Annotated in this window: 16 protein-coding genes; 7 read left to right on the forward strand and 9 right to left on the reverse strand. The window is 56.5% G+C overall.

Translation table 11 applies throughout. The annotated features are described in order from the left end of the window. Nucleotides 1-2: 2 nt before the first annotated feature. Nucleotides 3-1,205 (reverse strand): NAD(P)/FAD-dependent oxidoreductase, encoded by a 1,203-nt coding sequence (locus tag ACA073_RS15255; protein WP_497397380.1) that lies wholly within the window; start codon nt 1,203-1,205, stop codon nt 3-5. A 261-nt stretch (nt 1,206-1,466) separates the two neighbouring features. On the opposite strand from ACA073_RS15255, the gene ACA073_RS15260 reads away from it, so the two are divergent. Beyond that, on the forward strand, nt 1,467-2,030 hold the full coding sequence (locus ACA073_RS15260) for an RrF2 family transcriptional regulator (protein ID WP_497397382.1): 564 nt from the start codon (nt 1,467-1,469) through the stop codon (nt 2,028-2,030). 3 nt (nt 2,031-2,033) lie between these two features. Here ACA073_RS15260 and ACA073_RS15265 read toward each other — a convergent pair whose 3' ends face one another. Both ACA073_RS15265 and ACA073_RS15270 read right to left on the reverse strand, forming a co-directional pair. Next, a complete protein-coding gene (locus ACA073_RS15265) occupies nt 2,034-2,369 on the reverse strand; it encodes a hypothetical protein (RefSeq protein ID WP_497397384.1) in 336 nt (111 codons plus the stop codon). Between the two features lie 69 nt (nt 2,370-2,438). Beyond that, on the reverse strand, nt 2,439-2,657 hold the full coding sequence (locus ACA073_RS15270; protein WP_497397386.1) for a hypothetical protein: 219 nt from the start codon (nt 2,655-2,657) through the stop codon (nt 2,439-2,441). 170 nt (nt 2,658-2,827) lie between these two features. Between ACA073_RS15270 and ACA073_RS15275 the strand changes: the two genes are divergently transcribed. Then, nucleotides 2,828-3,067 carry a hypothetical protein gene (locus tag ACA073_RS15275; protein WP_497397388.1) on the forward strand — a complete coding sequence of 80 codons (240 nt, stop codon included), beginning with the start codon at nt 2,828-2,830 and terminating at the stop codon, nt 3,065-3,067. Nucleotides 3,068-3,080: 13 nt separating this feature from the next. Then, complete coding sequence (gene osmE / locus ACA073_RS15280; RefSeq protein WP_497397390.1) at nt 3,081-3,440, forward strand: osmotically-inducible lipoprotein OsmE; 360 nt, start codon at nt 3,081-3,083, stop codon at nt 3,438-3,440. Between the two features lie 157 nt (nt 3,441-3,597). Here the strand turns inward: osmE and ACA073_RS15285 are convergent, their stop codons facing one another. After that, nucleotides 3,598-3,801, reverse strand: a complete 204-nt coding sequence (locus tag ACA073_RS15285; protein WP_497397392.1) for a DUF2188 domain-containing protein — start codon at nt 3,799-3,801, stop codon at nt 3,598-3,600. Between the two features lie 216 nt (nt 3,802-4,017). Between ACA073_RS15285 and ACA073_RS15290 the strand changes: the two genes are divergently transcribed. Then, nucleotides 4,018-4,380: an NUDIX hydrolase gene (locus ACA073_RS15290; protein ID WP_497397394.1), complete on the forward strand. Its 363-nt coding sequence runs from the start codon at nt 4,018-4,020 to the stop codon at nt 4,378-4,380. Between the two features lie 13 nt (nt 4,381-4,393). Here the strand turns inward: ACA073_RS15290 and ACA073_RS15295 are convergent, their stop codons facing one another. The 4 genes from ACA073_RS15295 to benA form a co-directional block, all read right to left on the reverse strand. Further along, nucleotides 4,394-5,167, reverse strand: coding sequence for a 1,6-dihydroxycyclohexa-2,4-diene-1-carboxylate dehydrogenase (locus ACA073_RS15295; protein WP_497397396.1), 774 nt, complete (start codon nt 5,165-5,167; stop codon nt 4,394-4,396). 156 nt (nt 5,168-5,323) lie between these two features. Further along, nucleotides 5,324-6,337: a benzoate 1,2-dioxygenase electron transfer component BenC gene (benC, locus tag ACA073_RS15300; RefSeq protein ID WP_497397398.1), complete on the reverse strand. Its 1,014-nt coding sequence runs from the start codon at nt 6,335-6,337 to the stop codon at nt 5,324-5,326. 10 nt (nt 6,338-6,347) lie between these two features. Beyond that, nucleotides 6,348-6,836 carry a benzoate 1,2-dioxygenase small subunit gene (gene benB, locus ACA073_RS15305; RefSeq protein WP_497397400.1) on the reverse strand — a complete coding sequence of 163 codons (489 nt, stop codon included), beginning with the start codon at nt 6,834-6,836 and terminating at the stop codon, nt 6,348-6,350. Beyond that, nucleotides 6,833-8,197, reverse strand: coding sequence for a benzoate 1,2-dioxygenase large subunit (gene benA, locus ACA073_RS15310; RefSeq protein WP_497397402.1), 1,365 nt, complete (start codon nt 8,195-8,197; stop codon nt 6,833-6,835). The genes benB and benA overlap by 4 nt, the downstream gene beginning before the upstream one ends. A gap of 195 nt (nt 8,198-8,392) precedes the next feature. Here benA and ACA073_RS15315 point away from each other — a divergent pair, with 195 nt between their 5' ends. The 3 genes from ACA073_RS15315 to ACA073_RS15325 are packed head-to-tail and all read left to right on the forward strand — an operon-like array spanning nt 8,393 to nt 10,730. After that, nucleotides 8,393-8,878 carry an Hcp family type VI secretion system effector gene (locus ACA073_RS15315; protein ID WP_497397404.1) on the forward strand — a complete coding sequence of 162 codons (486 nt, stop codon included), beginning with the start codon at nt 8,393-8,395 and terminating at the stop codon, nt 8,876-8,878. Further along, the gene (locus tag ACA073_RS15320) at nt 8,875-10,347 is read left to right on the forward strand and encodes a hypothetical protein (RefSeq protein WP_497397406.1); all 1,473 of its coding nucleotides are present in this window, start codon (nt 8,875-8,877) and stop codon (nt 10,345-10,347) included. Before ACA073_RS15315 ends, ACA073_RS15320 begins: the two co-directional genes overlap by 4 nt. After that, a complete protein-coding gene (locus ACA073_RS15325; RefSeq protein ID WP_497397408.1) occupies nt 10,344-10,730 on the forward strand; it encodes a hypothetical protein in 387 nt (128 codons plus the stop codon). The genes ACA073_RS15320 and ACA073_RS15325 overlap by 4 nt, the downstream gene beginning before the upstream one ends. Nucleotides 10,731-11,279: 549 nt before the next feature. On the opposite strand, the gene ACA073_RS15330 is transcribed toward ACA073_RS15325, so the two are convergent. Beyond that, nucleotides 11,280-12,239: an AraC family transcriptional regulator gene (locus ACA073_RS15330; RefSeq protein WP_497397410.1), complete on the reverse strand. Its 960-nt coding sequence runs from the start codon at nt 12,237-12,239 to the stop codon at nt 11,280-11,282. Nucleotides 12,240-12,420 lie beyond the last annotated feature (181 nt).

Genomic DNA, 12,420 nt, shown 5'->3' on the forward strand with positions numbered 1-12,420 from the left:
ACTCAGGCGACCGGAATCATCGGATCAGCCGCAGCCAACGCAGCGGCGCGGTCAGCAGCCGGCGGGTAGATCCACTCCGTGTTGATCTGCGTCTTCAGGTTCTTGCCTTCCTGTTTGACCAGTTTGACCTGGCGGTCCCAACCCTCGGTGTACACCGCACCCCAGCTGCCCAGATCCAGACAGGTCACATATTTAGGCTGGCTGTACGGTGTAGGGTCAATGCCGAGAATGTGCGCTGCAACGTTATTGCCGGCGTGACGACCCAAGGAAATAGCGTGCTGGCAGGTCATCAACGCGTAGTTGCCGATGTCGTCGGATGCGGCGTAAGCAACATCGCCGGTGGCGAAGATATCGTCCTGACCGATGACTTTCAGGTGGCTGTCCACGTGCAGGCGGCCAAGGTGATCGCGTTCCGCCGGGATCTGCTCAGTCAGCGAGCTGGCGCGCACGCCGGTGGTCCAGACCACGGTTTTCGCATCGATACGCTGACCGTCGCTCAAGTCGACACCGTTTGCGTCGACGGAAAGCACCGACGCCTTCAAGTGCCATTTCACGCCGGTTTCAACGCTCGCCTCTTCGATCGAATGGGCGATTTCTGCGCCCATCGACCCGCCAATTTTCTCGCCGCGATCAACGATGATCACCTCGACGTCAGCCTGATCACCCAGGATGGCACGCAGACGCGCGGTCATCTCGGTCGCCGTTTCAATCCCGGTGAAGCCGCCGCCCGCCACGACGACGGTATTGCGGGCTTTACTTTCCGGCAAGCTGGCCAGGGATTTCAGGTGGTTTTCCAGGCGCACGGCCTCTTCAATCTGGTCAACGTCGAACGCATGTTCAACCACGCCTGCGGTGGCCGGGATGGCGAGACGGCTGCCGGTGGCCAGAACGAGTTTGTCGTAGCTGCACACGTGTTTGGCACCCGACGCATCAATGTAGCCAACGCGTTTTTGCACAACGTCGATGGTTTCTGCAGCGCCCTTGATGAACTTTACGCCGACGGCATCAAACAGCTCACCAATCGGTGCAGCCAGCTGGTGTGCATTCGGTTCATAGAAGCGCGGACGCACGCGCAGCTCGGCCTGCGGAGCCAAAACAGTCACTTCAACGTCGCTGTGACCATGAATATCAAACAGACGCGTTGCGCTCAAAGCTGTCCACATACCACCGAAACCTGCGCCGATTACCAGGATGTGCTGTTTCATTTTTAACTCCGAGAGAAGGCCGATCAATGAATTCGTCGAAGGTCATGCGCTTGTCAGTGCCGACCGAACAACTACGACTATATTGATCCTAGTTGATTGAAGCAATCGGTTTTCCTGATGGTTGCTATCGAAAACTTTGATCCACTGCATAGCGCTACCAATGCGACAAAGCAGTGCTGGAGGAGATGAGCGGCGCCGGGGTTCGTTGCCCGGCTAACGTTCTGCTGATAACATTTACGACAACATTAGTCGGAGATCCAAATGTCTCTTTATAGCGCGGGCGTTGAGTACGGCATTCACTGCCTGCTTTTTCTGGTAGGCAATTGCGGCGACACCCGTGAGGCGAGCGTGCGCGAACTGGCCGAGCTGCAAGGCGTGCCGCAGGACTATCTGGCGAAAATTTTCACCAAACTGGCCAAGGCAAAACTGGTGGTGGCCACTGAAGGCGTGCGTGGCGGTTTCAAGCTGGCGCGGCCCTCCGACGAAATCAGCGTGCTCGATATCGTCAATGCCATCGATGGCCAGAAGCTGATTTTCGATTGTCGCGATATTCGCGGGCGCTGTGCTCTCTTCGACGGCGAAGCACCTGCGTGGGCGATGTCAGGTCACTGCTCGGTGCATGCCGTCATGATGACTGCACAGAAACGCATGGAGGACGCCCTCGCCCAGCAGACCATTCTTGATCTCGCCAGGAGAGTGGGCCGAAAGGCGCCGGCTGAGTTCGGTGCGCAGGTGGACAACTGGATCAACGATCGCCGGGAAAAGAAAAACAGTACCCAGGCATCTGACGACCAGACTATCCCAGTCACCGAGATTTCCGGCTGATTCTCACAGACAGTCGCGAACGGCCTGGCGCAACGCGCCGGACTTGGCCCAGGGCGGGCCCTGATAAAGCGAGACCCGGCTGCCATCCCTGGATTTCACGATATCGACAATCTCGTCAGCCGTGATGATGCTGGGTGCCGTGATCCGGTAGCCATTGGAAATCCCCGTTTGAGCCGACGCGGGAATTTCCTTCTGCCACGCCGGTAGCACGCAGGCCGCATAGTCTTTCGGCGCCTTTTCGCTGTATTTGCTGACGTTCGGCTCACCCGGCACCAAAGAAGCGGGCAGTGAGCACCCTGCCAGTAACGTCACCACGATTCCTGCCATCCACGTCCGCATGACGCATCCTTATTTTGAAAAAGGAAATGTAGCGCGTCGTTCAGCAGACATCCATTGATTGAACAGCATTCATTGTGCGGCGTTTTCATCTTTGGGGTCCGGATAGGATCTTGCGTTCAAATAGGTCATCCACCGTTCATACGCTTCGTGCTGCCACTGGCTCACCCGCTCCCATTCCGGGCCACCCAGTTGATGCGTTGAGATCAGCGTCATCATTTCTGTGGTCGCCGCGTCCAGATCGACGATCAGCTCATGTGCGTGAAATCGAAAGTCATCGGTCGTCGTCATTTAAAGTTGCCTCGCCCTAGCAAAAGTTGACCACTTCAGTACGACACCAGATCTGTCCCTTCCCGTTCAACTTCCCGACCAAAGGCTGCGCCGACTGTTCAGACGAACAAAACGCCCTGATCCATGAATCGGGACTAAAATTTTGTATCAGAGATGTTCAGGAGGTTGTCATGTGGCTTAACGAATCTGAAAACGAACTTCGGCGCGACCTGCAAAGCGTTGCGTCGGATCTGAGATGGTCGGCGGTAGAGCTTCTGCGTCTGGCAGATCAGCTACGCCATGCTGGCAATGATGTGGATGCAGAAGCAGTCCTGAGGCTGTGCGACTTGTTCCAGGGTGATGAACAACGGCTGGCGGGTTATGCCGAAGAAGTGAAAGCCAAGGCGATCAGTCGAAACAAGGCTCACTGACAGGAGCGCTGTCATGAAAAAGGCTCTATGCGCGCTGGCTGTCGCATTGGCAGCGTTGGGCGGCTGTAGCACTGAATCACGTGTCTACCGTGATCAGCCGATGGTCGCCAAGGTCGAAACCGGCATGAGCAAGGAGCAGGTCCAGCAGATTGGCGGACAGCCTCAATCAATCAGCGACCGCACGGTCGTGCCCGGCACATGCTTTGACTACAAACTGGTGCAAGCCGGCCACCAGCAGTCGTACAACGTCAGTTTCGATGGCAAGGGCAAGGTCGATCACCAAAGCTTCATGACCTGCGCCGAATGGAGCAATGCGCAGCAAAAGGCCAGGGAGCCCTCCCGCACTGGCGGGACGGGCGGCGGCGGTTATTAGTCCGTCAGCAAGATATGAAAAGCCCCGGAATGCCTGTCAGTTAAGTCGAAAGCTGACTCTGTGGTAGGAGCGAGCTTGCTCGCGATGGACTTCAGGACGACGCGTGTATCCAGAGAATACGCGTTATCGTTGGCGTCCATCGCGAGCAAGCTCGCTCCTACAAATCCGTTTTGCGGCTATCGGCCGGCCTTTTCGCCCGCGTTTTGTAACCAGGAAGAGACGCCGCAAAGGCCAGTGCCTCTTCCCTGCTGGCGAAGGCTGCCAACCGGTCGCCTTGTGTGCATACCCGCCAGGGGCCGTTATTCACGCTGAGTACGTCATAACCGTTCATGTGCATCTTATTCAGCATCGGAACGCTCATAGCAACCTCCCTTTCGGTACTGATATTCAGAACTGACCTGCCTACCTTACACCCACCCTTCGCAGAGATGCCGACCAGACGTCGCGACAAAGTTTCGGCATCCGGTTGCACTTTCAGCCCCTGTGACACCTCCAACCACCCAGAGGCCCGCGACCGGGCTGACCTGAATATTGCTGTTTTATTACCGCCTCATGACAACGCGTAATCAGGTAACACATGAAAGTCCGAGCAACCGTCATTTGTGAGCAGGACCGGTACATTCTCCTGGTGCGCAAGCCAAGGTGTCCCTGGACGCTGCCCGGCGGAAAGGTCGAGCCCGGTGAAACCGTCGCCGCCGCGGCCATGCGCGAACTTTGGGAAGAGACGGGACTGGGGGTCGACGACTTGCTGTACCTGATGGAGCTGGACTCGGGCGGCACCCGGCACCACGTCTACGAGGCATCGGTGCTGAACTCGAATGAGGCGCGACCGCAAAATGAAATCTTCGATTGCATGTGGTTTCCGCTGGACGCGGTGCACAATCTGAACACAAACGACGCCACGCTCAGGATCCTCAGAGCGTTTCAGCGTCGTTTGTAGTTCTCAGCGTTTTTCAGCCTTGGTCACCACCACCCACCGGCATGATCATGCCGGTGATATAGGACGCTTCGTCGCTGGCCAGAAACAGAATAGCGCCTGCCTGTTCATCCAGTGTGCCGTAGCGTTTCATCAGACTGCTGTCGAGCGTCTGGTCGACAATCTGCTGATACCACACCTTTTCCTCAGCGCTTTGTTCGGCGCTGTTGCGCGGGATCACCCGCGGCGGCGCTTCGGTGCCACCGGGTGCCGTCGCATTGACCCGAACGCCACGCCCGGCGGTTTCGAACGCCAGGCAAGCGGTCAGCGCATTCACCCCGCCCTTCGCCGCACCGTACGGCACGCGGTTGATGCTGCGGGTGGCGATGGACGACACGTTGACGATGGCGCCACTGCCTTGCTCCAGCATGAACGGCAGCGCGGCGTGGCAGCACCACAGCGTCGGGAACAGCGAGCGACGAACTTCAGCCTCGATCTGCTGCGCTTCGTAGTGTTCGAACGGCTTGGCCCAGATCGTCCCGCCGACATTATTGATGAGGATGTCGAGACGCCCGAAACGCTCGACGGCGGTTTGCATCACGCGACTGCATTCTCCGAACTGCTCGAGATCGGCGGTCAGCGCGAGCACCTGGCTGTCCCGACCCAACTGCTGTTGCACTTCGAATACCAACTCGGAGCGATCGACCAGAATCAACCGCGCCCCCTCCGCCGCCATGCGTTCGGCGACGCGTCGGCCGATGCCTTGGGCGGCACCGGTAATCAATGCGATTTTTTCGTGAAATCTGTTCATACATACCTCGTGAAGAAGAATGCCGGCCAACTGTGGGAGCGGGCTTGCTCGCGAAGGCGTCATGTCAGTCAACATCCATGTCGCCTGACATGACGCCTTCGCGAGCAAGCCCGCTCCCACATTTGGGCTGTGCCTGGCGCGGTATCAGCGTAGGACTCAAGCCGCGCTGGCGGCAAACTTCTCGTAGTAGAAATTCACCGGTGCGATGCCTTGATCGCGAATGTACTGGCTGACCGCCTCGACCATCGGCGGCGGGCCGCACAGGTAGACATCGACGTCGCCATCGTTCAAATGCTGTGGCTCGATGTGCTGGGTCACGTAGCCCTTGAGCGGGTGCTGGCTGTCGGGGCTGGCCACGCAGGCGCTGAAGCTGAAATTCGGGATGCGCGCGGCGAAGGCTTCGAGTCGATCCATTTCCACCAGATCGAAATCGTTGGTCACGCCGTAAATCAGATGCAGCGGATGCTCACTGCCCTGCTCGGCGATTTTTTCCAGCATCGCGGTGAACGGCGCCAACCCCGTGCCGCCCGCCAGCAGCAGCAACGGCCGACGAATGTCGCGCAGATAAAAACTGCCCAACGGCCCGGCCAGGCTCATGCTGTCGCCGGCCTTGGCCATGCCGGTGAGGAAGCTGCTCATCAGGCCGCCAGGCACGTTGCGGATCAGGAAACTGACCTCGCCGTCACGCTGCAACGAGCTGAACGAATAGGCGCGGGTCTGCTCGCTGCCGGGAATCCCGAGGTTCACGTATTGCCCCGGCAGGAACGCCAGTTTGCTCAGAGCTTCACTCTTGATCGACAGCGCGATGGTGCTGTCGGACAACTGGCGTACGGCGCTGATGGTCGCGTCGTAACTGGCCTGTTGCGTGCGGCAGACCTCCGAGGAAGCCGGCACCCGCACCACGCAATCGCTCTGGGCGCGCATCTGGCAGGTCAGGACAAACCCCTGCTCGGCTTCGTCAGCCGTGAGGGCGTCCTCAATGTATTCCTCGCCCAGGTCGTAGCGGCCGGCCTCGGCGAAACACTTGCAGGTGCCACAGGCGCCGTCGCGGCAATCCAGCGGAATGTTGATGCCCTGGCGGTACGCTGCATCCGCCACGGTTTCGCCAACGTTGGCGTCGATGAACCGGGTGACGCCGTCTTCGAAACTGAATGCGATGGAATGAGTCATGACGGCTGCCTCACAGGTGGTAAACATCGATGACCTGGCGAACGTAGTCGTTCTTCAGGATCACTTTCTTGGCCTTGATCAGCGGGTTCTCGCCGCGCACATCGAGGGTGTAGAAACTGCTGCCGAAATAGCTGTCGACGGTCTTGTAGCGAAAGCTCAGGGTGTGCCAGTTGAAGCGCACCTTGCAGAGGCCGTCGACCTGTTCCAGCAGCTCAATGTTGCTGATGTTGTGGGAGGTGCGGGTGTCCGGCACGGTCGCACTGGAACGCTCGGTCTTGATGCGGAAGATGCGGTCTTCCAGACCGGTGCGGTTGCCGTACCAGATCAGCGAGATTTCCCGCTGCGGATCGATGGTCAATTCGTCGTTGTCGTCCCAGGACGGCATCCAGAACGTCGCGTCCGGAGCGTACAACTCCAGCCATTCGTCCCATTGCCGGTCATCGAGGTAACGCGCTTCGCGGTAGAGAAAGTCGCGCACGTTGTCATAGGTGATGGTCATTGCACGGCCTCCACAGCGATCAACTTCGACTTTTCAGCGGCCAGCGCCTTGAGCATCGTTTGCTGCCAATACTTGTGCTGTAGCACGAACAGACCTTCGTCTTCGGTGCGCACACCACTGAGCAGCGGATGCAAGTCGATTTCTTTGGCCGCTTCGTCGGCGCCTTCGATCCAGTGCTCGGCACCACGGGACATGTCGTTCCATGCGGTCACGCTGCCCTGATAGCTGGTCTGGCACGAGCGAAACTCCTCCAGATCATCCGGCGTGGCCATGCCGCTGACGTTGAAAAAATCTTCGTACTGACGAATGCGGCTCGAACGGGCGTGGTCGCTTTCGCCTTTGGGGGCGATGCAGTAAATGGTGATTTCCGTGCGGTTGACCGAGATCGGCCGGGCGATGCGGATCTGCGAGCTGAACTGGTCCATCAGGTACACGTTCGGGTACAGGCACAGGTTGCGCGAGTTCTCGATCATCCAGTCGGCGCGGGCCTTGCCGAAGTCCTTGGCCAGCTCATCGCGACGCTCGTACAGCGGACGGTCTTCCGGGTTGGCCCAACGGGTCCAGAGCAACATGTGGCCCTTGTCGAAGGAATAGAAACCACCACCCTGCTTGGCCCAGCTGCCGGCGCTCATGGTCGGATTGGTGTCGCCAGCCTCGCGCTGTTTGCGCTGGTTCTGGGTGGCGGCGTAGTTCCAGTGCACTGAGCTGACGTGATAACCGTCGGCGCCGTTTTCGGCGGTGAGTTTCCAGTTGCCTTCGTAGATGTAGCTCGAGGAACCGCGCAGCACTTCCAGGCCATCGGCGGACTGGTCGACGATCATGTCGATGATCTTCGCTGATTCACCCAAGTGCTCAACCAACGGCACGACATCGGCCTTGAGGCTGCCGAACAGGAAGCCGCGATAGGATTCGAAACGCGCGACTTTGGTCAGGTCGTGGGAGCCTTCGCAATTGAAGCTCGCAGGGTAACCCGCCGCTGCCGGGTCTTTGACCTTCAACAGCTTGCCGGAGTTGTTGAACGTCCAGCCGTGGAATGGGCAGGTGTACGAGCTCTTGTTGCCGGACTTGTGTCGGCAGAGCATCGCGCCGCGGTGACTGCAGGCGTTGATGAAGGCGTTGAGCTCACCGTCCTTGTTACGCGCGATAAAGATCGACTGGCGCCCCATGGTGGTGGTGTAGAAATCGTTTTTGTTGGGGATCTGGCTTTCGTGCGCCAGGTACAGCCAGTTGCCTTCGAAGATGTGTTCCATCTCGAGATCGAACAGCCGTGGGTCGGTGAACATCTCGCGCTTGCAGCGGTAGATGCCCTGTTCTTTGTCATCTTCCAACAGGGAGTGAAGGTATTCGGGTCGCAGGGACATGGCCGCCGCCTCCATTGTTTTTATTCAGGCAGGGCCAATGCTAGGACGGGGGGGATGGGGCGGACTATCCGATGGGTGCAGACCTTTATCCGTTTTGTGCAGAACTCGCATCTGTGCGTCATTTTCGGAATCGGACTACATAACTGCTTACAAGTTTTGCATAGACTGCGCGCCTGACTACAAGGAGTGGTTTCTATGGCTAATCACGGTTACATGACCATAAACGGTAAAGCCCAAGGATTGATTTCAGCAGGCTGTTCAACTCAGGACTCTATTGGCAACAAGTACCAGGCGGCGCATACGGATGAAATCATGGTGCTGTCTTACAGCCACAACATCACCACTATCGGGAACATCAACAGGTCGACACACAACCCGATCATCATCACAAAAGCCGTCGACAAATCATCACCGCTACTCGCTCAAGCGCTTTCAAACAGAGAAGAAATAAACTGCACGATCAGTTTCTACCGCGTGTCGGCCTTTGGCATGCAGGAAAAGTTTTATACCGTTTCGATCAGTGGCGGGGTCATTGCCGACCTGACGCTTGAAATGCCTCATGCCATTTTGCAAAACGACGTCGAGCCCCAAGAGCACGTGGCTATTCGTTACCGCGACATTGCCTGGACCCACCACCTCGCAAAAACCGCCGGTTACAGTTCGTGGGGTGAAGAGGGATGAATCCGGATCGTCATGAGCTCTGGGACGTTAACAGCGCTGCGAGCAAACTGGTGGGACAAGCCCGCACACTTGGCACTCGTCATCTTGCACACGGTATGGCGCGGGAACAGTTCAATCGGGAAGTCGCCTATTACGCAAAGCGTATTGCCGATGATGTTGCACAAGGTCAAAAAACGCCGGTGCAAGGCGTACACGCCCTTCTGCAAGAACAACGCGACCTGCTCATCCAATCGCAAGCCGTGACGCAAAAAGCTCAGGGCGCGATCACTGAACGGGTTAAAAGAATCCCGACCTCAACGCTCACACAGCCGTTATTAAAACCTGACCCGGAACGCTTACTGCGCTTTGTCCACGCGCAAAACCTCAAGTCGACTACTGCGAATTCGCCCGACGCATTGAAGGCAGCCTCGTCGCCGCATCCAGTTCCGGACTTGAAGTTTTTTCCTCAAGAGCGATGGCCGGCGGAAGTCCCACAAGAAGAACCCGGTTTCTACGTCGTTCCCAGAAGTACGACGGCTGACAAACTGGAAGCCCAGCTTTTCACTTCAGCCTCCCCCGCCGTCATCGCCAAATTCAAGGCCCTGAACCCGAATCTTGACCAGGTAAAAGCCGGGACGATGATTGTTCTAAGCGATCCGAATAATCACCTCTGTACTTACGAAGATGCGCTGTTGATGCAAGCGGCGGGCAATGTAAATAGAGCCTTGGAGCCGCTTAGTTCGGAAGAGGCCGACTTCATGGCGCGGCACTACGACGAAATTGCGTTCTTTGTTTCGAAAGGTTCTCTCGGGGCTAGTGTGGGGCTGGCGATGTTCTCGAAGAACCTGAACGACGTGGGCGACATTTTGCGGGACATCGATAAGTTGCACACAGAAACGTTCCAGACAAACGGTCACCTCAACTCTTCCGATTTCTATGCCGAGCGCAAACGCCTGCTGACCCAACTGGATACTCAACTCACCAAACTGACAAAAAAAAGCATCGGTTTTCCGGATCATCCCAATCTGAAAAATGTATTGGGCCTATCTACTAAAAGCCTTGTACATCGCTGGAGAAAAGCCGGTGCCGTTGGACAGATTCCCGGTTATGCCACGCACATTGAAGCCGTTTCTAAAGCGACGAAGTACGTCAAATATGGCGGTTGGGTTGGTACGGCGGTGGGTGGTGGCGCGTCAGCAATCAAGGTTCAGGGTGTTTGTGCAGAAGGCAATGTGGAGGCCTGTGAGAAGGTGAAATTTACAGAAGCTGGGGGTTTTGCGGGCGGGGTCGCGGGCGGCGCTCTAGCTGGTTTGTATTTGAGCGGCCCTACCGCTGGCGTTATTTGTGCAGCCCTCGGAGTACCTACTGGCGGCGCAGCAACATTGGCATGCGGCCTTGTACTAATCGGAGTTAGCTCCTTGGCTGCAGGGGAAATTGGAGGAAGGACCGGCGAATTCATAGGAGATCAAATTTACGAGGTCATCAAATGAGCCTGAGTTCTGGTGACACAATATTTCTTGTCATTGGTTTGATCGACTTTGTTGGCGCATTTATATCAGTCGGCATATCACTTCATCTGGCCTACACAAAAATGGATGTGATGCTAAACCACCTGCAAAATTGCCCTGCGGTTATGATTCGAGCACCGTTAAGAAACGCTGGCCCCTGGGGAAATATGTTGTTACTGGGGGCCATAATGGGGGTAATGACTACGCCTCAGATTTATTTACGCGATGGCGGTGCCAACGCGGAGGACCTGAAGAACTTTCCTGCGAACCTCAAACGAAAACTAATTGTTTTGCAGTGGACCGGCTGGGGACTTTTACTCGTAATGCTTGGGCTTTTCGTGATTATAAAACTTGAACTTGTCTAAACAGCACCTAGCTCCTTAGCGTACTTTCAATGCGGATCGACGGGTAAACCAGTTGCGGGCCGATCCGTTGAGTCTAGCTTTAAATTAATTTACGCATTAAATATCGAAGAAATTTACGAGGTTATTAAGTGAGCCTTAATACAGCTGAAAAAATATACTTGGTTATAGGCCTAATCAACTTCGGAGGAAGGTTTATATTTGTCGGAACAGCACTTTTCCTCGCCTACACCAAAATGGATTTTATGTTGAACCATCTGAAGAACTGCCACGCAGTTACTAATAGTGCATTCTTGAGAAACGGTGGCCCTTGGGGGAATTTATCTTTGATGGGAGAAATAATGTGCGTATTCGCTACGCCTCGGCTCGCTTTACGTTACGGAGGCGCCAGTACAGATGATATGAAAAACTTCCCTGCGGGCCTGAGAAGAATTTTGATCAACTTGTATTGGCTCGGCTGGACATTTTTTATCGTGATGTGCGCCCTCGTCGGAGTCGCTGAATTCGGACTGATATGAAATTTCCTGTCTCGGAAATACCATTACAGGCGAATCAATCCCGCCGCCTCAGCGTATCCGACGGCAACTCCCCAAACTGCTTGCGATAATTATCCGAAAACCGCCCCAAATGCAGAAACCCGTAATCCATCGCCACTTCCGTAACATTGCGCACGTTGCAGGTCGGGTCGCTCAGGCAGGCATGGATACGTTCAAGGCGTTTCTGCCGGATGTAGTTTTTCGGCGTGGTGCCAGCGTTGCGTTCGAACAGACCATACAACGAACGCAGGCTCATCCGCGCCTGACGCGCCAATTCTTCGCTGTCGATGTCCTGCTTGAGGTTGCGCGCAATGTAGTCGGCAATCACTTCGAACGTGGCAGTCTGTGAGCCGAGGCTGATGCGGCTGACATTGGTCTGCATCAAGCTGAGCATTTTGCTGACGATGATCTGTGCGTAGTGTTCCTGCACCTTGGGAATCTGCTCGGTGGCTTCGGCTTCCTGGCAAATCATCGCCAGCAGGCCGACAAACCCTTCCAGCTCATTGAGCTGATATCGGTTCTCCAGGAACCGCACGCCCTGCCCCGGATACCGCCAGCGCTGCTCGTTGCAGACCGATTCCAGCAACGACGTCGGGACTTTGAGGATGAATTTTTCGCAATCGTCGGAGTACGTCAGGTCCACCGGATCGTCGGGGTTGATCAGCAGTAACTCACCGGGCGCGAAATAATGCTCCTGACCGTGACCGCGCCACAGGCAATTGCCGCGCAGCAACACTTGCAGGTGATAGATGCTTTCCAGCGCGCCGGAGGTGACGCGAACGCTGCCGCCGTAGCTGATGCGGCACAGGTCAAGACTGGCGAACTTGCGGTGATTGAGGCTGGCCAGCGGGTGTCCGGCCCGGGGCATCAGGATGCAATGGTTACCGACATGCTGATTGACATAGCCCGACACTGCGTATGGGTCGGCATGGTCGAATACGGAGCTGCGCTGACTCAACAGTTGCGCTTGCATCATCGGGTCACTCTCGTTGTTCTTATGGGCTGCGTCGGGTGATTCTAAGGCAGTACTTGCAACGGTGTGTCAGTGGACTGACATGTGGAATGTGCCGGCCTCTTCGCGAGCAAGCCCGCTCCCACATTTTGAACGCGGTTGAATGTGGGAGCGGGCTTGCTCGCGAAAGCGGTGTATCAGTCAA

Source organism: Pseudomonas sp. LBUM1670, assembly GCF_059695695.1.

Coding starts and splice junctions, on each gene's coding strand:
- ACA073_RS15255 (WP_497397380.1), bottom strand. CDS start 1,205: ATGAAACAGCACATCCTGGTAATCGGCGCAGGTTTCGGTGGTATGTGG.
- ACA073_RS15260 (WP_497397382.1), top strand. CDS start 1,467: ATGTCTCTTTATAGCGCGGGCGTTGAGTACGGCATTCACTGCCTGCTT.
- ACA073_RS15265 (WP_497397384.1), bottom strand. CDS start 2,369: ATGCGGACGTGGATGGCAGGAATCGTGGTGACGTTACTGGCAGGGTGC.
- ACA073_RS15270 (WP_497397386.1), bottom strand. CDS start 2,657: ATGACGACGACCGATGACTTTCGATTTCACGCACATGAGCTGATCGTC.
- ACA073_RS15275 (WP_497397388.1), top strand. CDS start 2,828: ATGTGGCTTAACGAATCTGAAAACGAACTTCGGCGCGACCTGCAAAGC.
- osmE (WP_497397390.1), top strand. CDS start 3,081: ATGAAAAAGGCTCTATGCGCGCTGGCTGTCGCATTGGCAGCGTTGGGC.
- ACA073_RS15285 (WP_497397392.1), bottom strand. CDS start 3,801: ATGAGCGTTCCGATGCTGAATAAGATGCACATGAACGGTTATGACGTA.
- ACA073_RS15290 (WP_497397394.1), top strand. CDS start 4,018: ATGAAAGTCCGAGCAACCGTCATTTGTGAGCAGGACCGGTACATTCTC.
- ACA073_RS15295 (WP_497397396.1), bottom strand. CDS start 5,167: ATGAACAGATTTCACGAAAAAATCGCATTGATTACCGGTGCCGCCCAA.
- benC (WP_497397398.1), bottom strand. CDS start 6,337: ATGACTCATTCCATCGCATTCAGTTTCGAAGACGGCGTCACCCGGTTC.
- benB (WP_497397400.1), bottom strand. CDS start 6,836: ATGACCATCACCTATGACAACGTGCGCGACTTTCTCTACCGCGAAGCG.
- benA (WP_497397402.1), bottom strand. CDS start 8,197: ATGTCCCTGCGACCCGAATACCTTCACTCCCTGTTGGAAGATGACAAA.
- ACA073_RS15315 (WP_497397404.1), top strand. CDS start 8,393: ATGGCTAATCACGGTTACATGACCATAAACGGTAAAGCCCAAGGATTG.
- ACA073_RS15320 (WP_497397406.1), top strand. CDS start 8,875: ATGAATCCGGATCGTCATGAGCTCTGGGACGTTAACAGCGCTGCGAGC.
- ACA073_RS15325 (WP_497397408.1), top strand. CDS start 10,344: ATGAGCCTGAGTTCTGGTGACACAATATTTCTTGTCATTGGTTTGATC.
- ACA073_RS15330 (WP_497397410.1), bottom strand. CDS start 12,239: ATGATGCAAGCGCAACTGTTGAGTCAGCGCAGCTCCGTATTCGACCAT.